This window comes from Catenibacterium sp. UBA627 (assembly GCF_002299355.1).
GTDB lineage: Bacteria > Bacillota_I > Bacilli_A > Erysipelotrichales > Coprobacillaceae > Catenibacterium > Catenibacterium mitsuoka.
In genome coordinates, this window is sequence record NZ_DBPF01000119.1 from 1 (window position 1) to 21,142 (window position 21,142).

The following is a 21,142-nucleotide window of genomic DNA, read 5'->3' on the forward strand; positions in this document are numbered from 1 at the left end:
AACCTCTTCCACCACCTGTTCATCCATCTGATTAGTAACTGTTGTTTCAACAGGTTGTTCTATATACTTATTTAACTCAATATTCTTAGTATTGAATGAAACAAGAGAAGAACCATTGACATCATAAATAACATGAGAAGAATCTGTTTCTAATACCAATGCAAGTTTTAATTCACCTTCTGCATTCGTATTCACATGATCTTCATCAAAATACATAGTTAATAAATTATTTCTAATCTCATAAGTACCAATAGAATGTACTAAATCATTTTCTAGATATAACTTATTTGTTTGTGTATCTTCTACCTTTAATTGTTCTGGTAGGTTATAAGTTAATGTTTGATTCTTTACAACTGTTTCCTGAGTTGTTTCTTCTTCACTTTCTACATTTTCTATTGAAGCAAGTGTTCCTTGAGGAACAGTTGCTTTAATAAGGAAAGAAAGAGGTGTATTGTCTTCAAGATGGACATCAGCTGTATAATCCTTCATCACACCATTATTTTGATATTGTACAGTTGCATCAGTAATCAATGATGTAAAATCATCCATTCTAGCACTATTAATATAGAAGAATGCAATAGCTGTTAAAAAAACCAAGCAAAAAAATAACATCAATTTCTTTCTGCCTGGTTTGTTTAAAATATTATATTCTGTCATCTAAATGTCCCCTTTCCCTTAATAAACAGAAAAGTGGGTGATAGGATAAATCTTCATAACGACTTGACCAATAATCTTATCATTATCAATACAACCTAAATCACGCATTCTTGAATCTATTGCACGATGTCTATTATCCCCTAATACAAATATCTGTCCTTCTGGAACTGTATAAGGGAATACTTCGTCACGTAGTGGATTGTCTTTTCTGTTCTGTATATAGTTTTCATCTAACTTTTTCTCATTCACAAATACATAGCCGTTTGAATCAATGTTGATTTTATCCCCACACAAACCAATCACTCTTCTCACCAGCAGCTTATTATTATACTGAAACGCAATTAAGTCTCCCTGCTTGAAAGACTTTGTTTTCTTAATACATACAACATCATTATTTACTAATGTCGGATTCATGGATTCACCCTCTACTACATAGAATGGACACCAAGTCGTAATGATGAACATCACAATACAAACAACTATTAGACTAATAAAAACGCAATGCTTTTTCATAAAAGTACCTTTTGACTTGTAAATAAATATACTATATACATAAGATATCACAATAGAATAAAAAAAATAACCGTTCCCTGGAAAACGGTTACATGTTACATTTTTTTGTAACAATGTTACTTTGTTAGTTCATAAGCTAGTTTTTCTATCGCATAAAGCATAGGAATTCCAGAATGTATTTTTCCTAGCATAACGCTACCATCAGAAACATGAATCACTTCATCACATAAATGTTCCATACTTCCCATGTTATTATTTGAAAACATAATAATCATATAATTCTTATTCTTATAACGATAGATTTCTTCAAAAAGAAGCTTTTTTTGTATCCTTTCATAAAATGCAATGATAACTTCCTGATGTCCTTCAGCAACTCTCTGCACAGGATAAGCAGCTCCATCCACCCCATAACAACAATAGCCCACACCACTTAATAAACGTGATGTATATTTTGCAAAATCACCAGTAGTACCAATACCTAGCGTAAGAATTAAATCAGACTGTTTAATAATCTCAGCAGCCCTATGAATACTATCCAAATAATCAGATGATTTTATTTTTTCTATAAAAAAACCAAATTGATCAGCCACATTGTCTTCTTTGGTCTCCTGCATTTCTTCAGACTCTTTCAATCTATACTTTAATTCTGTAAAACCTTCACAACCCATCTTCTTACAAAAACGCATGATTGTTGCCGTAGATACATGTGTATCATTGGCTAATTCACGAATACTTTCATTTAATACCTTCTTTGTGTTTTTCACAACATAATTATAAACGTAGGCTTCAGTCTCATTCAGACTTTCCACCTGACTGTAAGTAAATTCCAACAAGTGTCTCCTCCCTATTGAATAATTTCTCCACACCTTCTTTTTAATTATTCTAACTTACTTTACTACCGTTTACATTTAAAACTCAGGTATTTTCAAAATTTGGAAATGTATTTTATTCATAGTTATATATATCGTATTTCTACCTATAGAACTATTTACAGACAACATAAAGGTTCAAAGAAGCTGCATCACAGATGAACTCTCCATATCCATCTACAATATCAATTGTATGTTTACCATCTGTCATACGCTTATATTGTTTACCTACAAACATACGTTTTGTGCCACCTTTACTATTGGTTAATATCACTGCAAGTCCTGTTTCATAAGTCCATCCAATAACATCAGGATCATCTATATAGTCATGTCTGATTCCTTCCACATATTGTCTTCTTAGTTTCATCATCTTATCTAATAATTCTTTCTTAGATGAAATATGATCATGAGGTATACCATAATAATCTCCATAGAAGATACATGGATAACCTTCTTGTCTCAATAATATGCAGGCATAGGCCTGTGGTTTGAACCAATCTTCAATAAAAGAAGTGAGAGATTGTCCTGGCTGGGTATCATGGTTATCCACAAATGTGACAGCATATTTGTCATATCTTTGTACTAACGTATTATTGAAGAGTTCTCGCATATCAAAATAACCATTAGAATGACTCGCATCATAGAAATGATAATGTAAAGGAACATCAAATAAACTCATACAGAAGTGTATGGATTTGAGATAATGACATAAATGATCTATGTCTCCCCAGTATTCACCTACAGAAAAGAGTTCTTTTTTAGAATGTTGGCGCATTGTAGTGATCCAATGTTCATAGAAAGAAGAGTCTATATGTTTAATGGCATCACATCGAAAGCCATCGAGATGTGTGATATCTTTATACCAGAGTCCCCAGTTAATGGCTTCTTTGACAACTTCAGGATTGTTGTAGTCTAAGTCTGCTCCCATCAAGTAATCATAGTTATCATATTCATCATCTACATTCTCACTAAAATGTTTTCCTTTGAATAAATAAAGACCTTTTTGATGTTTAGAAGCATCGTAGTCCACACTTGTAAAATGTGAGGCATTATAGATAAAGTCTGAATATTTATGTCTTGATGGAAATGAGAAGTAAGTAGAAGCACGAATAACTCTTTTTCTTTTAGAAACTTTATGTCTATGATAGGCATCTACTTTATAAGCAATGACCTGTTCCATCCCATCTGCACCAATTAAATGATTAAGTACGATATCTGCATAGACATCTATACCAAATAGATGAAACATCTTTATACACCAGAGGTATTCTTTCTTCGTGCCATATTTGGTACGGATTGTGTTTTTACTATTGAATTCTCCTAAATCATAATGATCATAGACACCATACCCCGTATCATTGACGCCATTTGCTCCTTTATAAGCAGGAGGGAGCCAGATAGCGGTAATACCTGCTTTTTTAAGTTTATAAGCATTGACTCTGAGTATTTTCCACAAATGCGGACTTGAGGGAAGATACCACTCAAAGCCCTGCATCATTACACCTTTCTTCATATCATCACCCCTTGTACTATTATAGCATGTTTGTGCACAAAGGAAATTAAGGGAATGTATCACAAATGTATGGACAATAATAACCAATTACATTTATGATGAAGTTGTATAAAAATATAAAAGAACTATAATAATAGGAAGGGAGTGAGTCTTATGAAGAAGAAATATGAAGCATTGGCTATAAGCTTCTTAGTGGTGAATATGATATATAGTCATGGTGTTGTGCATTTTCAGCCTTCTATTGGGGATGAGATAATCGGAATGCTGTATAATTTATTTCATTTATTTGAGTATAATACGATTAATGTACCTTTTGGGTTAAGTGCTTTTTGTTTTCTTATTGGAATGGCTGGTTCTTTTGTGATGGCTATATGCGGTGTGCATTCACATAATTCTATTTCTATACTACAAGGAATATTAAGTTTAATACAGGGATTACTTGGTGCGATTGTCATGATTGTTTTTCTTCATGATCGCCATTTGATAGATAAAGAATTAGTTGGAACTCTAGGAACACTCACTACAATCACAATACTTGTTGTATTATGTAATGCGATATTAAGTGTTCTTGTAGAGATAGATGTAAGAAATCATATAAACATTTTTGATCGTGCTTTATTGAAACCTTTAATGAGTAATTTGTCACTTTCTGTATTATTCCTTTCAATGACACTTGTTGCCTATGCGATGATGTATTTATTGCCAGTGAGAAGTATCTGTCAGCTGTTTGGATTGAATTTGGTACTATTAACAGGAGTATTAGGATGTTTTTCTATAGGTATGAGTGCATTACTCAGAAAGGTTAATACGACTTATATGATTTGTGGTAGTCTTATGGTTCTTGTATGTTTATTTAGTTTTATGAGATTTCATATAATTGCCTGCTTATTATCTGTCATAAGTTTAATAATGTGTATAAAGAATAAGCCTGTGAAGTTATAGAGGAGTTGATCTCCTCTTTTATTTTCATTAAAAAACTTCAAGACAATCATGCCTTGAAGTCATCTTTAAGACTTTAATGCTAATCGATATGAAATTTCATCCAGCAATACATAAACAGGGATAGGATATCGTAAGTAATGGCTGTATGACTTCAATTAATAATGCGGTAATTTTGTATTTCATATAAATATATCCTCCCTTGTTTATGAATTGCCTATATATTAACACACTTTTATGAGTGTGTCACTCAATGTTATAAAAAAAATAGAGAAGCAGAATGCTTCTCTATTCGTCGTCTTCACTTGTAATGAATTCATCATAGATGGCTTTAATAGCTGGTTTGAAATAACAGTTTCTTACCCCTACGATGATATTCAATTCTGATGAACCCTGGTCAATCATCTTAACGTTGATGTTTTCTTTCGCAAGTGCTTTAAATACTCTTGCTGAAGTACCACGGCTGTCCTTCATACCACGTCCTACGACCGCAATTAAGGCTAAATCAGATTCTAAGACAATATAGTCAGGCTGTACAGCACGATGTAATCCTGCAAGGATGGCCTGTTCTTTTTCAATGAAGTCATCGCTGTTCACAATGATAGTCATTGTATCGATACCTGAAGGCATATGTTCAAATGAAAGACCATGTTCTTCAAATACCTGTAGTACTTTACGACCAAAACCGATTTCACTGTTCATCATGTCTTTTTCAATCATGACAGTCGCAAAACCTGTTTTACCTGCAATACCTGTAATAACGTGATCTGGTTTATGACAAGTACTTTCTACAATGAGAGTACCTGCATCTTCTGGACTGTTGGTATTCTTGATTAAGATAGGAATACCTTCATTTCTTACTGGGAAGATGGAATTCTGATGTAGAACACTTGCACCCATATAAGATAATTCTCTTAATTCTTTATAAGTGATTGTCGCAATTGGTTTAGGATCCTTGACAATACGTGGATCCGCAATAAGGAATCCTGATACATCTGTCCAGTTCTCATAAAGATCTGCACAGGCACATTTCGCAACGATACTACCAGTAACATCACTACCACCCCTAGAGAAGGCTTTAATGCGTCCTGATTCATCATTTAATTGACCATAGAATCCTGGAACGACTGCATAGTCATGTTCAGATAAAGCTTTTGTGAGAGCTGCATCTGTTTTCTTTTCATCATATCTACCATGCTTATCGATATAAATAACATCTGCCGCATCAATAAAGTCAAAGCCTAAATAATTAGCTAACACTTTACCATTTAAATATTCACCACGTGAAATTGTATAATCAAAACTGTTCTGTTTTTTGATTTCTTCTTTAATTTCTTTAAAGTCTTCTTCCAAAGAAATATCAAGACCTAGTTCAGTAATGATTTCATTGTAACGTTCTTTGATTCTGTCATAGATTTCTTCAAAATCATCTTTGTTGTGATGTGAATAGGCAAGAATCAATAAATCTGTTACCTTTGTATCTTCTTTATTTCTTTTCCCAGGGGCACTGGGAACCACATAATGACGATCAGTATCTTCTAGAACGATGTCATGTACTTTTTTAAATTGAGTTGCGCTGGCTAACGATGAGCCACCAAATTTAACCACTTTCATATCTTTATTCTACCTCACACTTTTGTATAAAGATTACATGAATTGGCTAAATTAATCAACATATTTTTTGCTTAATTCGAATATTTTTTCAAAATAACTTCAATTTTCTTATAAGAAATGAATGTTATAATTGAAATAACACCATATTTAAAGAGATTGAATGGAACAAGTGATGCAATAACCATAGTTGTCATATCTTTTACTAATGGATTGATCTTAGAGAACATACCGATGATGGCTTCTGTAGACATACCAAATAGTTTAGCATACATTGGGAACATCACTAATAAGTTTGATGCAATCGCAAATAAGCTTGTTGCAACTGTTGCAAGTGCCATGCCTATTACAGCACCCTTCTTAGTACGATGCTTTCTATAATACAAGCAGGCTACTCCCATATAACATACGCTTAGTAAGAAGTTAGATGCCTCTCCTACAAACATAGTAGTAGTTGGTTTAAAGAGAAGGTTTAAGACAATCTTTAAGAATGCGATTAATACACCAGTAAGTGGGCCGAATACAAATCCACCAATTAATACTGGAAAATCTGAGAAATCAAATTTAATAAACATTGGTACGAATGGAACATTGAAGTCCAATACCATTAAGATTGCAGCTAATGCACCAAGTAGAGCTGCCATTACTAATTTTTTAGTTTTCATTTTTGCCTCTTTCTATGGCGAAAAAAAATCTCCTATATATATCTTATAGGAGATTGAAAAAGTCATTTCATAAAAACGCCATCTTTTTCCATCCGGACTATACCGTCGGTACTGGAATTACACCAGTTCATGCTTTACGCTCGCGGACTATCACCGCCGATCAGGAATTTCACCTGCCCCAAAGATACAATAACTATTATAGAAGTGTTATATGAGGTTGTCAACATGTACAAAAGTTCTTTAAAAACGATAACATATTCGATATAATGAAGAGGAATTAAAAAAGGTGGGTACAATATGTCAGATAAACAAAATAGCACGCTTGAAGAAGAAAGAGAACCTCTTTCTAAGAGTTGGATTTTTGCAGGTATTGTTCTTTTTCCACTGATTCCTTTTGTGCTGATATATTTTAATAAACATATAAAGAAGAAAATGAAGATAATTTTAGGTATTGTTTATTTTGTTTTCTTGTTTGGTGTTTATCAATATGCATGTGTAGCACAGGGACCAGTATTAAGCAGTGTGGTTATTCCTGATCAGTATGTAACTGTGAAGCAGGGAGAAACATACCAGATTCATTACAAGACTGATCCTCAGAAAGTAAAAGTAGAATATACACATTATTCATCTCAGTATGCAAATGTGGCTAGTGTTGATCAGAAAGGTTTAGTGACTACTATTACTCCTGGTACAACACGTATTACTTTAACTGCAGGGGATAATCATCATACTTATAAAAAGAAGTATCTTACAATCCATGTGATTGAATAGAGCGTGTTTACGCTCTTTTTTTGTTAGGAGGAAGGATTATGAGAAATAAAGATGTTTATATTATTACATGTTCCAAATGCGGTAAAGAGAATAGATATGAGGATTATAGCTGTGTAGGACTAGATCAAAGAGAACGTATTATTGATGATTCTATTATGTCTTATACATGTCCACATTGTGGAGAGACAACTTTTTTAAAGCATCCCTTGACTTATATCGATCCTGTACATCACTTTATTGTACAGTATGGACAGGATAAGGATCAGTTTATTCATGGTGTGGAACAGTTACGGATGACTCCTCTCTATAAAGATTATATATTCCGTTATACAGATTCCTGGCTGAATTTCAAAGAGAAGATCATGATTCTAGAGAATAGAGATGATCGTTTAATAGAGTTGTATAAGATTGCTTTAAAGAAAGAGTTAAATGAAGATATTCCTTCTTTTTTCTTATTTAATAAGGAAGAAGAGAAAGAACTCATGATTGCGTTAAATCCTAATGGGACACGTGCTTATATCTTTAATAGGAACTGGTATGATTTAAAGGAACAGGATCCTGTAATGAAGAAGATATTGAAGTATGATACAAGTCTAATAGTAGATAAAGAGTGGGCAGAGCGTCTTTATGATTATCGTTTAAAGGTATCTTTATGTGAGGTACAGACAAAAATACAAGTAAGGACATATTTAATTCCTTCTTATGATCATATAGATGTTGGTGATTATGTTTATGTAGAAGAAAATGGAGAAAGAGTGTTAGGACAGGTCATGACTAAGAATTATAAGTCCATCTTTGATATACCTGATCATCTTCATTTTATTGAAAAGACATTGCCTTTAGAAACAGAATATGATCAATCTTTAAAAGAAGAATATAAAGAATTATTTCCTGTTAAGAATGAAAGAAAAGAAGCTTTCTTAGAACTTCTAGATAATATACGTTTCTATTATTATTTAAAAGAAAAAGATAGGAATGCTTCTAATTATGTCATAGATATTGATGGGTTCCGTTTGATTCCTCTTTATATAGATAGAGAAGAAGCCATCAATAAGAAACCTATGAATACTTATATATTAAGTGATCTATTAACAGATGTATTAAAGATGACGTTTGAAAAGATTGATGGTTATATGATTTATGATGAGAAAGAACCTTATATATTAGATTCTCATCTTATTGATGTATTCTTATCCTATACAGCACATAAAAAGACCCAGATCAATTAAGTCTGGGCTTTTTTAAATGAGTTCTACCTGATGGTCTTTAAATACTTTTACAAGAGAGTGGTCTAATTCTTTTTCACATATATAGCCTGTGAAGTCATCAAGTGAGGCATAGGCATAGTTTCCATCTTGATTGAGTTTAGCACTTTCTCCTACCATATAGGCTTTCTTACTTGCATTGATGGCTGTCTTTTTAGTGATACCATCGTTTGTTTCATAGGTTGTAATGACATTATGTTCTAAATCAATACCAACAACACCAATAAATGAAATATCAAAACGATATTTTCTAATCAAGTGATTTGTAAGTGCGCCTACAAATCCATCTTTTACCTGATTGAAGTCTCCTCCTAAAAAGATGAGTCTCACTGCACTATTTTGTCTATAGAGCTGCATAATATCAATCATATTTGTCACAATAGTGAGTGCGATGTTCTTTTCAAATATGAGTTTTGCGATTTCTAAATTGATTGTAGATATATCTAGGAAAATTACATAGCCCTTTTCTAGTTCATTAATAGCTTTAGAAGCAATGATTTTCTTTTCTTCACTATAAAGTTCGACACGTTCTGATACATTGGTATGATGCAAATTAACACGTACATTGACTGCACCGCCATGTACTCTTTTAAGTTTCCCTGCCTTTTCTAAGAGTGTGAGATCTTTACGGATACAATCTTCTGTCACACCAAAGGATGAAGCCAGTTCTTTCACAAAGACCTGTCCATCAATATTCAGTTTTGTAATAATTTGTTGATGACGTTTTTTCTGTGACATCTTATACTCCCTTAAAATGATTTTTTCCAGTCACCTGACTCAAAGTAATCTTATAAACATGGCATGTGTCTATATAATCCTTATTATAAGGATATGTTTCATAACCACAATGCGTTAGAATAGATTCCATCGCTTCATCATATAATTCATGAGGAACTGGCTCGATAATTCCTTTTCCAATAATAGATGAATAAGAATTAGAGACTGTCTTATCTAATTTATAAAAATATTCATATAATGTTTCTGCCTGTACACCAACATGAGGATTTTCTTTAATAAGATGAGTCATCTTTCCTTCTCTTGGTGTATAGATATAAAGTACTATTTTATCTTGATCCTCTCCTATTCCAAAGTTCATTGGAACAATATAAGGATAGTCATCATCTTGAAATGCGATATGCAATGTATCAAAATGATGAAGCATCTCCCTTAACTGATTTAAATCTTCTACTGTTTCTGCCATTTCTCTCTCCCCTTTTGTATCTATTTTAACACATTAGATGAAAGAAAAACTGTAAGCGGTTAAAAAAATTCCAAAATAATAGAAGAAAATATTCAAAATCCCTAATATTTGGTACTTATTTCTCTTATAGAAGGCAAGAAGTACATCTGATAAGAGATAGAGAATAAAGCCTAATGCCATCATCTTGAAGTTAAGTGTATTCATAGTTATGGCTGCAAGAATACTTTTAGTTGTCAGCCAGACGAGCGCAAATATATAGCTGGTGATTTCTGTTTTATAGTCCATATCTTTAGAATAAGTCACTACTTCCAATAAGATCATAGATACTACTGGCGCAATGAGTTCTATATAGGTGAATGGCTGATAATGATAATAGAAGAATAGACAAGCAATATCACCTATAAGAAATGCATTAAGTCCATACTTAAATAGATTTTTCTTACATAGGAGTAGATCTCCTATCATGAATGCGAGTAATCCTGGCAAGATAAGAAGAAATAGTTTTGTCTGATGGGATAAATAGGCAGTGAGAATAAAGCCAAATGAACAAAGTCCTTTTGTATAGATATGATAACATGTACGCCATGTACAAGCCATAATAAGAAATAATAAAATGTATAGTAATATCATATATAACTTCCTTTCTGAAATAGTCTACCATAAATCAAAGATGTGTGCTATAGTGGTGCACAAAGGGGGATAAGACAAATGATCAAATTAATTGCGACAGATATGGATGGAACATTCCTCGATAATAAGAAGCAGTTTGATAAGTCTTTTATTGATTTATTTTTTGAGATGAAGGAAGAGGGTGTACTGTTTGTGGCTGCAAGTGGTAACCAGTATGCACGACTTTATCAGAAGTTTCTGCCTATGAGTGAAGATATGTATTTTATTGCAGATGGAGGCAGTTATATTGCGAAGGGGCCAAATACTTTAGAAGTGTTTGATATGGACCGTAAGAAAGCTTTTCTTGCGATAGAGAGAGTCAAACAACATTATCCTGATCTTAAGATTGTGGTAGCAGGAGAAAAGTATGCTTACGCAAGAAGAAAGGATCATCTGACTAAAGAATTAACAACTTATTATTGTTCTAATAAGTTAATTGATGATTTTGATGAAATCGATGAACCTATTACTAAGATTGCATTATTAGATCCTGAAGGAGATATCAAAAATAATGCAGGAGATATTACACGTATTTTACCTAAGGGATTACAGATTATTACATCGGGTAATGAATGGATGGATATTCAAAGAGAAGGTGTCAACAAAGGTCTTGGAATGCGTTATATTCAGGAACATGAGCATATTTCCAGAGATGAATGTCTTGCTTTTGGTGACCAGATGAATGATTATGCTTTATTAGAATCTGTAAAATATGGTTTTGCGATGGAGAATGCAGTAGATGAAATCAAGAAGCTGGCATATGGTATCACTGATTCTAATGAAGATCAGGGATGTTTAAAGATTATTAAGAAAGCTCTAAGAAAAAATAAAGAGCAGGCTAGTCACCTGCTTTAAAATAGAAATCACAATGATCTTGGATATCAAAGGAAGAAAAATACTTTTCTTCTAATGGTATCCATTTATTTATGAACATGTTAAGGGCTTCTTTTCCATTTCTTTCTTCTATACGTTTATGTTGTAATGATTCATCTATATCTAAGAATATAGTCATATCATAATCATCAATAAGCTCAGGATGGCATGAATAAGAACCTTCAATAATGTTGATAGGTTTATAAGGATATACAGTTCCTTCACTTATAGACATAGAGGAACAGTCTATTGGACGATAAAGAACGTCCTGTTGATTTTTCAAAGGATCTAATACTTCCTTTTTAAAACGTTCTCTATCTACATTACCGCCTGGCTCATTATAGCGCACATACGTACGTTGATATTCCTGAAGATAGAAATCATCCATATGAAATATATGACAATCAAAATATGCTTTTAATTTATTTGCAAGAGTTGTTTTCCCACTTCCACATCTTCCATCTATTGCGATAGTGACATATCCTTTCTGTTTATATATTTCATTAATTACTTCTAATACATCCTGTTCCTTATAAGGAAGATATTTTAAGCCTTCTTCTAAGTAATGGGCCTGTAAGAGTTCTACTTTGATATCTTTTGTAGAGACTTCTTGAAGTGTTCTGTCCCCTTCTTCTGCTTTTCTTAGAATGGTTATATGAGGATAAAAGGGTTTTTCATCAAAAGAAATATCATGCTTCTTCAATGTATTTCTTAGTGTATTCACATAAGCATCTAATTCAGGATTTTCTTTGACTCCTACCCAGTATATCTTCCTGAAATGACCAATACGGTTAGTAGTAATGGTGATTTCAGGAAAAGGAATAGATTGTATAATCTTCATAATTTCATCCTGTCTATTTGTTTCACCAAAGAAGGCTAAAGTCATATGAAGATTATCAGGATCATAATACTTGCCTTTAATACCTTCCTCCTTTAAAGAATCTATAATATGAACCAGTTCTTCTTTAAAAGAAGAATTAAATGTAAGTGCGATAAATTGTCTCATAAAATTCATCCTTTCTATGATATAATGAATAAGCTATGTGCATGTAGCTCAAATGGATAGAGCATCAGACTCCGGCTCTGAAGACTGCAGGTTCAAATCCTGTCATGCACGTCAACAAAGAAAAAAAGGCAGCACAAGCTGCCTTTTATTATACACTTTGTCTGATTCTTTCTATATGTATCGCAAGATAGCCTATTTCTTCATCTGATATCTTTTCAAGAATCAGCTTTTCTATATAATCCGCTACACGACATGCCACTGCATAGCTTTCTGGAAACTTTTCTTTTGTATAGTCAGTCATAGAAACCTGCACATCTTCTTTACGATCTAATCGGACCATTAAGAACTTGATGTGATTTACTAAACGAATATATGCAATTGAGTCTTCATCAATCACTATATTAAAAGTTTCTTCTACATAAGTGACTGTCTGATGAATAATGCTGGCAACCTGTAATGAACGTGCAGGTGGCTGAGAACTCAAAGCCGCATGAATATGAAGAGAAATATAACCAATTTCATCATCAGTGATTTCATACCCTAATCTTCTCTTAATGATTTTTCTTGCTTTTGTAGCTACTTTATATTCATCTGCAAACAATAATCGAATATCACTTGTAAGAGGGTTTGAAATCACCATATCATTCTTAATACGATCAATAGAGAATGCGATATGGTCTGCAAGAGGTAAAAGAATCTTAGTATCTATATCACCAAATTCTTTTTCTGCATAACGGATAATTTCATTGGCTATTTCTAAGAAGATAGGATCAACCCCCTGTAAGACATTCTTACCAGTATTCTTCTCTAAACTATAGCATTTAATATTCTTTCCAGGATTCTCAATTACATCTCCTGCTTTTCTTTTGAAGCCTATTCCTTTCCCTAGTAATATAACTTCTTTATTGAGTTCATCTTTTGCGACAATTCCGTTATTGTTTAGCGTTCCAATGACTTCATAACGCTGTTTTTTCACTTTATTCTCCTTCATGTAATATCTGTTTTATTTCTGATACGATAATGACAACATGTGGTCCATAAGTAATTTGTATACCTTCTCCACGCATATATATACCTGCAGCACCTGTTGCCTTTAAGGTTTCCTCATCAACTAGTGTCGGATTCTTTAAAGTCGCACGCAGACGTGTTGTACATGTATCAACATCTAATATATTAGGAATACCTCCTAATGCTTCTACAATAGAATGAGACACAGAACTGTCTACGTCAAGACTTTTCTTTCTAGAATAGTCTTTTTTTGTATGCAGTTGTGTATCTTCTCCTCTACCTACTGTTTTAAAATCATAACGTTTAATCACAAACTTAAAGATTGAATAATAAAGCAAGAAATAAATAAAACCTATTATTGGGACAAAGACCCAGTTTGTTTTACTATTACCCTGTAATATACCAAACAAGAAGAAATCAATCGCTCCTGCACTAAAAGTGACACCTATCGCTATATTTAAAGCATGAGCCACTGCATATGCGCTTCCTGCTAGAAGTGCATGAATCAAAAAGAGTGGCGGTGCCTGAAATAAGAATGTGAATTCAATTGGTTCAGTAATACCTGTTAATATAGAAGTCAATGAAGCAGAAAATAATAAACCTCCTGTTTTTTTACGCTGGCTAGGTCTTGCACAATGATACATTGCAAGGGCTGCACCGGGAAGGCCAAATATCATAAAGATATATTCTCCTGAGAAGAAGCGAGTGGCTTCTACATTGAAATGAGTCACATGGGGTGAAGCAAGCTGCGCAAAGAAGATATTCTGAGCCCCCTGGATCAGTTGTCCATCCACTACCATACTACCACCAAGTCCTGTCTGCCAGAATGGAAGATAGAACACATGATGTAATCCAAAAGGAATCAACATACGCTTTACAAAGCCAAATACGAATGTACCTGCATAACTGCTGTCTCTTATAAATACACCTAAGTGATAGATAGCCTCCTGAATAGGTGGCCAAATATAAAAGAATAGGATTCCTACAAAAACAAATGTCACACAACAGATAACTGGAACAAAACGTGTGCCTGCAAAGAATGATAAGTAATCGGGAAGTCGTGTCATATAGAACCTATTATGAAGATAAGCAACACCAAGTCCTACTACTATACCACCGAAGACACCTATATCTAAAGACTGGATTCCACAGATTGAATTAATCGTTCCTATTCTTACGAAATCAGCAATCTGCCCATTTACAATATAACCATTAATAATTAATAAAGCATTAATAGAGGCATGCATAATAAGAAAGGCAACTAATGCAGAAAAGGCCGCAGTGGCTTTTTCATGTTTAGCCATGCCCATAGCTATGCCCACCGCAAATAGAACAGGAAGATTATCAAAGACAATATTTCCAGCATTGCACATAATAGTAAGCAGTGCATTGAGTGGCGTTCCTTTTCCAAGCATGAATTGAAGATGGTAGGCCTGAATCATTGTCTCATTTGTGAGTGACTGACCTATACCCATCAATAGACCAGCAATAGGTAAAACAGCAATAGGAATCATAAAGCTCTTTCCTACACGTTGCAGTTTACTAAATAGCTTATCAAACATGATTCTTCCTCCTTCTTCGTCTTTAATCTATTCTATCATTATATAGGATGAAAATCTAATGCTTTTATAAGCGTACTCATTGTGTTTTCCTTAAAAAACAAGGCATTTTGTATAATTCTTAAGTCATTTTTAAAAATTTCTTAATTCATTTTTATGCGATAAATACAGCATATTTTGATACTTCTTAAAAATTTCTTAAGATTTTTCTTTATTTTTTAATATGAGGTGCTATAATAGAGCCTGTCGAAAGACAAAAGGAGAGAGAAAAATGGATAAGAAAACAAAAGAAATCATGAGTTTCGTATCTCATAGAGTAAGAACTCAGAAGACAATGTTCATTCCTGTGTTTGCTATTTCCGCTTTCGCAATCGTGGGTTATACAGCTGCTGATAGAACAGCACCTGTTGTACATTCAAAAACAATTGAAGTTCCTTATGGAACTGTCTTAAAAGCTAGTGATTTTGCAATCTCTGATAACAGAGATAATGCTGATACATTAAAAACAAAGATTCATGCTGATTCTTATGAAAAGAACCAGTTAGGAACATATGCTGTCAATGTAACAGTAAAGGATGCTTTCAATAATGAAACAACTAAGACTGTTAGTGTTAAGGTTGTAGATAATGAAGCACCCGTTCTTGAATCTAGAAATGATGATGGATTTGTCATCAACGTTGAAGCCAATGGCAGCAACGATTTAAAACAGTACATCAAAGCGACTGATAATGTTGATGGTGATGTAACAGACTTCGTTAATTTTGATAAGGAATTAGATACAACTCAGTTAGGTGAACAGGTGATCAATGCTTCTGTTGAAGATAACATGGGTAATGTTGCTACTAAGACATTTACTTTCAATGTTGGTGATACATCTGCTCCTGAAATGAACTTAAAGAATGGTAACTTCGTAGTAAACTACGGTGATAACTTTGATATCAACAACTATGTTGAAGCAAAGGATAACTATGATATGAATCCTGTTTTAACTGTTGAAGGTGAAATAGATACTAAGAAGTTAGATGGTACTCAGTCTCTTAAGGTAACTGCAACTGATGCAAGTGGTAATAAGACTGAAAATACTTATGATGTAACTGTAGCTGATATTGCTGCTCCTGCTATTACATTAAAGTCTAATGATGTTAATGTGAAGTATGGTTCATCATTTGATGCAAAGTCAAATCTTGTTTCTGCCATCGATAATCTTGATGGTGATGTAACAAGCAAAGTAAATGTAAGTGGTTCTGTCAATACTTCTAAATCTGGAAGTTATACAGTAAACTATACAGTCACTGATAACGCTGGTAATACAGCTAATGCAAGTGCTAAGGTGAATGTATCTGCAGCTCCTTCAAGAGGTGGATACAATGCTGGTGGTACAAGTGTTAAGGGTGGACACAGCGGTATTGTTGGAACTGGTTTATCTAAAGTAGGTTCTGCTTATGTATTTGGTGCTTCTGGACCAACAGCATTTGACTGTTCTGGATTCACTTCATGGGTATATAGACAGAATGGTAAATCATTACCAAGAACTGCTTCTGCTCAGTATAGTTCTACTACAAGAGTATCTAAGGCTGGCTTAAGTGCTGGGGACTTAGTATTCTTCGCAGGAACTTATAAGTCAGGTATCTCACATGTAGGTATCTATATCGGTAATGGACAGTTTGTTCATGCTGCTAACTCAAGTACTGGTGTTACAGTATCTTCATTAAATAGCGGTTATTATGCATCTCATTATGCAGGTGCTGGTAGATAAGAAGATCGAAAGATCTTCTTTTTTTGTAAGGAGATTGTATGAAAAAAGTATTAAAGGTGATTCTAGGAATCTTATTAAGTATTATAGTGGTGATTGGTTTACTCTATGGTGCTTTTATCTATATGATTGAGTATCATGTAGCAACTGTAGATAAGAAGTCTTATAACGGATATGAGGTTGTGATGCAGTCAGTAGGAGCGCCTCTATTCTTCAGCAGTGCAGATGGACGTCTGCTTCTTAAAAAGAATGATACGATAATCAATAAGACCGACTTTGTATTATCAGATGATGGTGGAAGTATTCGAGACGATGTATGGAGTGTTAGTTGGTATAAGGATCATGTAGGTGTTGTAATAAGAGGAACTGAGCAGGATGATACACTTTATAATCTTTATTATAATGGTAAGACAAATAGTTCTGTTGTGAATGGTCAGGATGCCATTACAACTAAAGGTGATATGGCTGGTAATGATGCCGATGAGATCAGAAAAGAATTGAAGATGGTGGCTGATTATCTTCATTATGATGATATAAAATATGGTATCAGCGCAAAGGGATGGATGTATGCTAATCTTTACAATAAAGATGGTGTCACACGTCATTTGAATTATTATGAAACACATGAGCATGAATATGTCTATCAGGAAACAAAAAAAGGTACTACTATAGTATTAGGATTCTATAAAATAGAAAATGGCCAGGTTATTGATGAACATACAACCGCATGGCATTAAAAAAAGATTCCGCAAGGAATCTTTTTATAGTAGTTCTTTAAGTTTTTCAATAGATTCTTCTGTAGTAGCCCAGCTTGTCGCAAAACGTACTACTGTATGCGTATCATCATACTTTTCCCAGAAACCATAGCGTACATGCTTTTCTAGTTCTTCTAGTTTCTTGTTGTCTACAATAAAGAACTGCTGGTTTGTAGGAGAATCAATATAGAATTCATAACCTTTTTCTTTAAAGATTGTTTTAAGCTTTTCAGCCATATCAATAGCATGTCTTGAAATCTTGAAATAGAGATCATCTGTAAAAAGAACATCAAATTGAACACCGTTTAAACGTCCTTTTGCGAGTAGTGCACCATGCTTCTTGATAAGGTTTACAAAGTGTGCTGGTGTATTATTCTTAGTAAAGACAACAGCTTCTCCACATAATGCCCCTACTTTAGTTCCACCAATATAGAATACATCAGTGAGTTCCGCAATATCTTCTAGTGTCACGTCTGTATCATAAGACATGAGCCCATAACCAAGTCTTGCACCATCTAAGAATAAAGGCAAATTATAAGCATGACATACATCTGAGATTTCTTTTAATTCTTCTTTTGTATAAAGTGTGCCATATTCTGTAGGATGAGAAATATAAACCATGCCTGGGAATACCATATGTTCATGGTTAGCATCGTTATAGAATGTATCTACTAATTCTTTGACATCTGATGCTTTGAGTTTACCTAAGTATTGTGGAACAGTCATTACCTTATGTCCTGTATATTCAATAGCCCCTGCTTCATGACCAGCCACATGTCCTGTCACAGCAGCGACAACACCTTCATAAGGCTTCAACATTGTATCAATGACTAACTGGTTAGTCTGTGTACCACCTGTAATAAAGTAAATATCAGCTTCTTCTTTACCACATGCTTTCGCAATCTTTTTTCTTGCAGATTCAGAATATACATCTACTCCATATCCTGACTGCTGATCCATATTTGTTTCAATAAATTTTTCTAGAATGGCAGGATGTGCCCCTTCTGTATAATCACTTTCAAATGATAACATCTTTATATCCTCCGTTTCATGTATTCTACACTATTTTAGAGGTGAATACAAATAATGAAACATACTATGATGTATGTACTTTATTTAATAATTCTTCTGTAACTTCTTTTGCAGGTAATGTTTGATCAATATGTCCAATAGATAATAACGCTTCTAAACGTAGATTCTTTGGAAAATGAAAGATATTTCTAATATAGTCCTCCGTTGAATCTTTTGTAGATGATACTCTATTTCTTCCCTGAATCCAGCAGCTGCCTAGACCAAGAGATGCAGCCATATAATGCATCGTTAAGATGACATTACTGCAGTCTTCTTCCCAGACATCCGTCTTGTCTTCATCACCTAATACAATAATGCAGGCAGCTGCACCTTCTAACATCTGACTGCCTGCTTTTCTACATTGAGATAATTGTGTTAATAGTTCAGGATCAGTGACTACAATCAGTTCTTCTGGTTTAATATTACGCCCACTTGGTGCGAGTAAGCCTGCTTCTACAATCTTATCCAATAATTCTTTTTCTACTGGTTCACCCGTATATTGTCTATAGCTTCTTCTTTGTTTCAAAAAGTCTAAAAAATCCATATAATCACCCTTTCTTTCTCCCATTATAACATATTGACATGTGTTGTGGTTTTTCTATAATGATGTAAAAAGGAGTGTGATTAGTATGCGTATGTTACGTACAATTGTATTAGATATTCTTATTTTCATTCTTGTGAATGTATTATGTTTCTCAATGCTTTGTCCAAGTATTATTAATAGTGCTATACAGAATGATGAAATTACCCAGGAAATGACCAACAAAGTAATGACTGTCATTAATCAATATACATATCGATTACCGCAGATTACAATCAATAAAATACAGGCTGATATTAGTCAATCTGAATCTATGGCCACTTTAACAACTAAATATAGTCAGGCTATTATTAAACAGATGGCAACAGGTGAAGAAAATAAAGAAGATATGACACCTTATATCAATAACCTGGCACAAGAATGTTTTGAGATTGTAGAAAAGGATACAGATATCACAGTACCTAGTATATTAAAGACATCACTGACTCAATTGATTTCTTCTGGTTTAGTATCTCAGGGTATTGATCAATATGTAGACGAGTTTATTAGTAAACAGTCTCCTAAGAGATTAAAGATGATACAGATTTTCTATCAATTAACACTTGATTCTAATCGTATGATTATGGCTGGTATACTTGTTGTATTATGCTTGATTCAGTTAATTATAGATAAACTATATGGATTAACTGCATTGGGTGTAACAGGTGTATTATCCGGACTAAGTGTGAGCTTTATTATGCCACTCGCAATTAGTGAAGGCGCTGGTTCTTATTTGAATCGTACAGTGATCTTTGATCCATCTATCTTAAGAACACCGGGATTGATGATATGTGGTATATCTGTTGTAGTAGTAATAATCGCACAATTAATCATGAGAAAAACAGCTAGAAATTAATCTAGCTGCTTTTTTATTGGAATAAATATTCCTTTAAATCATATTGTAAGACACGATAGAGGAACTTACCTCCTGTTGTTTGATATGTACGTAAGAGTGTACCATCTAAGTTATAAACACTCCAGCTCATCTGTATTCCACTATCTGCGATTAATTGTCCATGAAGTTCCTGTGAGCTAGAAACATAAGGTGAATAAGCAACTGGTATAGAACTTACTAGAGAGACAGTGTGCGCATTTTCATCTACCAAATATTTATAGTGATAAGATGTACCACTCTTCATAGTAAAGAATGCATTGGAGTAGTTTGTATCATTCTGCCATTTGTAGTCACTTCTAGTACTACTATAACAGTAATTATTGTTGAACATATATAGGTAGTATTGCCCTTTAGGTAATGAATTGTTTTCTTCATAAGTAACATAATGTTGTCCTGCCTGCATAGAGAAATCACTTGTTTTTGTGAGTAATTGAGATTCATAACCTGTAGAGTTCCAGAATTGATCTGAACCAATCATATAGTCTATAGATGGATTTGTATAGATGGTATTGAGTTTAATGATTGTAGATGTTTCTCTAGAACTGATAATAAGAGAGTTATTACCTACTAAAGCTAAAGAGTAGCAGGTCTATCCTGTTGTGACCTTTTCTTCCTCTGGTTTCTTTTCTGACCATATACTTGCTTAGATCCACTCCCTTAATGGCCTCGAGGAAAGAAAGATGTTCATCAGTTGGCGTAATTTCATAGCCAAGACCTAGTGGCAAACACATCTGAATTGAGTTATAATATGTTATGTAGTTAGGTTCATTATTTAAACATTCATTCATAACCTAATTATATCAAAAAATGCGGCACTTCTCATTTATTTGAGATGTGTCGCATTTTTCTATTTTAGAAAACTGTCATTTATTTCGAGACAGCCTCCTAAAGTTTAATCCAAATGTCATGAAACTGTTTAGAAATATCTCTACCGCCATACATAACATGAACAATATTCACAACACCATT

Annotated in this window: 22 protein-coding genes, 1 tRNA gene and 1 riboswitch; of the genes, 8 read left to right on the forward strand and 15 right to left on the reverse strand. The window is 33.6% G+C overall.

Annotated elements, in window-relative coordinates:
- The 4 genes from B2S90_RS07645 to B2S90_RS07660 form a co-directional block, all read right to left on the reverse strand.
- Positions 1–657, reverse strand: a 657-nt coding sequence (locus B2S90_RS07645) for a hypothetical protein (protein WP_286696825.1), incomplete at its 3' end; no start/stop codon positions are given.
- 18 nt (positions 658–675) lie between these two features.
- Positions 676–1,170 carry a signal peptidase I gene (gene lepB, locus B2S90_RS07650; protein ID WP_278861767.1) on the reverse strand — a complete coding sequence of 165 codons (495 nt, stop codon included), beginning with the start codon at positions 1,168–1,170 and terminating at the stop codon, positions 676–678.
- A gap of 116 nt (positions 1,171–1,286) precedes the next feature.
- On the reverse strand, positions 1,287–2,003 hold the full coding sequence (locus B2S90_RS07655) for a MurR/RpiR family transcriptional regulator (protein WP_279080200.1): 717 nt from the start codon (positions 2,001–2,003) through the stop codon (positions 1,287–1,289).
- 151 nt (positions 2,004–2,154) lie between these two features.
- Positions 2,155–3,552, reverse strand: coding sequence for an alpha-amylase (locus B2S90_RS07660; protein ID WP_286696826.1), 1,398 nt, complete (start codon positions 3,550–3,552; stop codon positions 2,155–2,157).
- Positions 3,553–3,705: 153 nt separating this feature from the next.
- Here B2S90_RS07660 and B2S90_RS07665 point away from each other — a divergent pair, with 153 nt between their 5' ends.
- Positions 3,706–4,494, forward strand: a complete 789-nt coding sequence (locus tag B2S90_RS07665; protein WP_278861133.1) for a hypothetical protein — start codon at positions 3,706–3,708, stop codon at positions 4,492–4,494.
- A gap of 285 nt (positions 4,495–4,779) precedes the next feature.
- On the opposite strand, the gene B2S90_RS07670 is transcribed toward B2S90_RS07665, so the two are convergent.
- The gene (locus tag B2S90_RS07670; protein WP_055232728.1) at positions 4,780–6,105 is read right to left on the reverse strand and encodes an aspartate kinase; all 1,326 of its coding nucleotides are present in this window, start codon (positions 6,103–6,105) and stop codon (positions 4,780–4,782) included.
- A gap of 71 nt (positions 6,106–6,176) precedes the next feature.
- Positions 6,177–6,767 (reverse strand): ECF transporter S component, encoded by a 591-nt coding sequence (locus tag B2S90_RS07675; RefSeq protein WP_215657866.1) that lies wholly within the window; start codon positions 6,765–6,767, stop codon positions 6,177–6,179.
- A 76-nt stretch (positions 6,768–6,843) separates the two neighbouring features.
- A riboswitch (FMN riboswitch) is annotated at positions 6,844–6,957 on the reverse strand.
- Positions 6,958–7,064: 107 nt separating this feature from the next.
- On the opposite strand from B2S90_RS07675, the gene B2S90_RS07680 reads away from it, so the two are divergent.
- Positions 7,065–7,538, forward strand: a complete 474-nt coding sequence (locus B2S90_RS07680; protein ID WP_055232732.1) for an Ig-like domain-containing protein — start codon at positions 7,065–7,067, stop codon at positions 7,536–7,538.
- A 38-nt stretch (positions 7,539–7,576) separates the two neighbouring features.
- Complete coding sequence (locus B2S90_RS07685) at positions 7,577–8,767, forward strand: CpXC domain-containing protein (RefSeq protein WP_286696827.1); 1,191 nt, start codon at positions 7,577–7,579, stop codon at positions 8,765–8,767.
- 12 nt (positions 8,768–8,779) lie between these two features.
- Here the strand turns inward: B2S90_RS07685 and B2S90_RS07690 are convergent, their stop codons facing one another.
- From B2S90_RS07690 to B2S90_RS07700, 3 genes are read right to left on the reverse strand one after another with little or no spacing between them, the layout of a single operon-like run.
- Positions 8,780–9,541 (reverse strand): DeoR/GlpR family DNA-binding transcription regulator, encoded by a 762-nt coding sequence (locus B2S90_RS07690; RefSeq protein ID WP_055232737.1) that lies wholly within the window; start codon positions 9,539–9,541, stop codon positions 8,780–8,782.
- A 1-nt stretch (position 9,542) separates the two neighbouring features.
- Positions 9,543–10,004, reverse strand: a complete 462-nt coding sequence (locus B2S90_RS07695; RefSeq protein ID WP_278860611.1) for a pyridoxamine 5'-phosphate oxidase family protein — start codon at positions 10,002–10,004, stop codon at positions 9,543–9,545.
- Positions 10,005–10,037: 33 nt separating this feature from the next.
- The gene (locus tag B2S90_RS07700; protein WP_286696828.1) at positions 10,038–10,634 is read right to left on the reverse strand and encodes a lysoplasmalogenase family protein; all 597 of its coding nucleotides are present in this window, start codon (positions 10,632–10,634) and stop codon (positions 10,038–10,040) included.
- Between the two features lie 78 nt (positions 10,635–10,712).
- Between B2S90_RS07700 and B2S90_RS07705 the strand changes: the two genes are divergently transcribed.
- A complete protein-coding gene (locus B2S90_RS07705; protein ID WP_278779469.1) occupies positions 10,713–11,528 on the forward strand; it encodes a Cof-type HAD-IIB family hydrolase in 816 nt (271 codons plus the stop codon).
- Here the strand turns inward: B2S90_RS07705 and thpR are convergent.
- Complete coding sequence (gene thpR, locus B2S90_RS07710; RefSeq protein ID WP_055232744.1) at positions 11,512–12,552, reverse strand: RNA 2',3'-cyclic phosphodiesterase; 1,041 nt, start codon at positions 12,550–12,552, stop codon at positions 11,512–11,514. The two genes, B2S90_RS07705 and thpR, sit on opposite strands and share 17 nt — an antisense overlap.
- Positions 12,553–12,589: 37 nt before the next feature.
- On the opposite strand from thpR, the gene B2S90_RS07715 reads away from it, so the two are divergent.
- Positions 12,590–12,663, forward strand: a tRNA-Arg gene (locus B2S90_RS07715).
- 37 nt (positions 12,664–12,700) lie between these two features.
- Here B2S90_RS07715 and B2S90_RS07720 read toward each other — a convergent pair.
- Positions 12,701–13,528 carry a PRD domain-containing protein gene (locus B2S90_RS07720; RefSeq protein ID WP_187114782.1) on the reverse strand — a complete coding sequence of 276 codons (828 nt, stop codon included), beginning with the start codon at positions 13,526–13,528 and terminating at the stop codon, positions 12,701–12,703.
- Between the two features lies 1 nt (position 13,529).
- The gene (locus B2S90_RS07725; protein WP_055232748.1) at positions 13,530–15,122 is read right to left on the reverse strand and encodes a PTS transporter subunit EIIC; all 1,593 of its coding nucleotides are present in this window, start codon (positions 15,120–15,122) and stop codon (positions 13,530–13,532) included.
- Between the two features lie 268 nt (positions 15,123–15,390).
- Between B2S90_RS07725 and B2S90_RS07730 the strand changes: the two genes are divergently transcribed.
- Together B2S90_RS07730 and B2S90_RS07735 are read left to right on the forward strand one after the other, a co-directional pair.
- The gene (locus B2S90_RS07730) at positions 15,391–16,875 is read left to right on the forward strand and encodes an NlpC/P60 family protein (RefSeq protein ID WP_278860614.1); all 1,485 of its coding nucleotides are present in this window, start codon (positions 15,391–15,393) and stop codon (positions 16,873–16,875) included.
- Between the two features lie 38 nt (positions 16,876–16,913).
- Complete coding sequence (locus tag B2S90_RS07735) at positions 16,914–17,609, forward strand: hypothetical protein (RefSeq protein ID WP_278779464.1); 696 nt, start codon at positions 16,914–16,916, stop codon at positions 17,607–17,609.
- A 24-nt stretch (positions 17,610–17,633) separates the two neighbouring features.
- On the opposite strand, the gene B2S90_RS07740 is transcribed toward B2S90_RS07735, so the two are convergent.
- Positions 17,634–18,659 (reverse strand): threonine aldolase family protein, encoded by a 1,026-nt coding sequence (locus B2S90_RS07740; protein WP_278860616.1) that lies wholly within the window; start codon positions 18,657–18,659, stop codon positions 17,634–17,636.
- Positions 18,660–18,723: 64 nt separating this feature from the next.
- Positions 18,724–19,242, reverse strand: coding sequence for a nitroreductase family protein (locus B2S90_RS07745; protein WP_278860617.1), 519 nt, complete (start codon positions 19,240–19,242; stop codon positions 18,724–18,726).
- An 85-nt stretch (positions 19,243–19,327) separates the two neighbouring features.
- Between B2S90_RS07745 and B2S90_RS07750 the strand changes: the two genes are divergently transcribed.
- Positions 19,328–20,134, forward strand: a complete 807-nt coding sequence (locus tag B2S90_RS07750; RefSeq protein ID WP_055232755.1) for a hypothetical protein — start codon at positions 19,328–19,330, stop codon at positions 20,132–20,134.
- 13 nt (positions 20,135–20,147) lie between these two features.
- Here the strand turns inward: B2S90_RS07750 and B2S90_RS07755 are convergent, their stop codons facing one another.
- On the reverse strand, positions 20,148–20,723 hold the full coding sequence (locus B2S90_RS07755; protein ID WP_286696834.1) for an aryl-sulfate sulfotransferase: 576 nt from the start codon (positions 20,721–20,723) through the stop codon (positions 20,148–20,150).
- Positions 20,724–21,142 lie beyond the last annotated feature (419 nt).

Bases quoted from the DNA above. Each gene is read 5' to 3' on its own strand.
- lepB (WP_278861767.1), bottom strand. From the start codon at position 1,170: ATGAAAAAGCATTGCGTTTTTATTAGTCTAATAGTTGTTTGTATTGTG.
- B2S90_RS07660 (WP_286696826.1), bottom strand. From the start codon at position 3,552: ATGAAGAAAGGTGTAATGATGCAGGGCTTTGAGTGGTATCTTCCCTCA.
- B2S90_RS07665 (WP_278861133.1), top strand. From the start codon at position 3,706: ATGAAGAAGAAATATGAAGCATTGGCTATAAGCTTCTTAGTGGTGAAT.
- B2S90_RS07670 (WP_055232728.1), bottom strand. From the start codon at position 6,105: ATGAAAGTGGTTAAATTTGGTGGCTCATCGTTAGCCAGCGCAACTCAA.
- B2S90_RS07675 (WP_215657866.1), bottom strand. From the start codon at position 6,767: ATGAAAACTAAAAAATTAGTAATGGCAGCTCTACTTGGTGCATTAGCT.
- B2S90_RS07680 (WP_055232732.1), top strand. From the start codon at position 7,065: ATGTCAGATAAACAAAATAGCACGCTTGAAGAAGAAAGAGAACCTCTT.
- B2S90_RS07685 (WP_286696827.1), top strand. From the start codon at position 7,577: ATGAGAAATAAAGATGTTTATATTATTACATGTTCCAAATGCGGTAAA.
- B2S90_RS07690 (WP_055232737.1), bottom strand. From the start codon at position 9,541: ATGTCACAGAAAAAACGTCATCAACAAATTATTACAAAACTGAATATT.
- B2S90_RS07695 (WP_278860611.1), bottom strand. From the start codon at position 10,004: ATGGCAGAAACAGTAGAAGATTTAAATCAGTTAAGGGAGATGCTTCAT.
- B2S90_RS07700 (WP_286696828.1), bottom strand. From the start codon at position 10,634: ATGATATTACTATACATTTTATTATTTCTTATTATGGCTTGTACATGG.
- B2S90_RS07705 (WP_278779469.1), top strand. From the start codon at position 10,713: ATGATCAAATTAATTGCGACAGATATGGATGGAACATTCCTCGATAAT.
- thpR (WP_055232744.1), bottom strand. From the start codon at position 12,552: ATGAGACAATTTATCGCACTTACATTTAATTCTTCTTTTAAAGAAGAA.
- B2S90_RS07725 (WP_055232748.1), bottom strand. From the start codon at position 15,122: ATGTTTGATAAGCTATTTAGTAAACTGCAACGTGTAGGAAAGAGCTTT.
- B2S90_RS07730 (WP_278860614.1), top strand. From the start codon at position 15,391: ATGGATAAGAAAACAAAAGAAATCATGAGTTTCGTATCTCATAGAGTA.
- B2S90_RS07735 (WP_278779464.1), top strand. From the start codon at position 16,914: ATGAAAAAAGTATTAAAGGTGATTCTAGGAATCTTATTAAGTATTATA.
- B2S90_RS07740 (WP_278860616.1), bottom strand. From the start codon at position 18,659: ATGTTATCATTTGAAAGTGATTATACAGAAGGGGCACATCCTGCCATT.
- B2S90_RS07745 (WP_278860617.1), bottom strand. From the start codon at position 19,242: ATGGATTTTTTAGACTTTTTGAAACAAAGAAGAAGCTATAGACAATAT.
- B2S90_RS07750 (WP_055232755.1), top strand. From the start codon at position 19,328: ATGCGTATGTTACGTACAATTGTATTAGATATTCTTATTTTCATTCTT.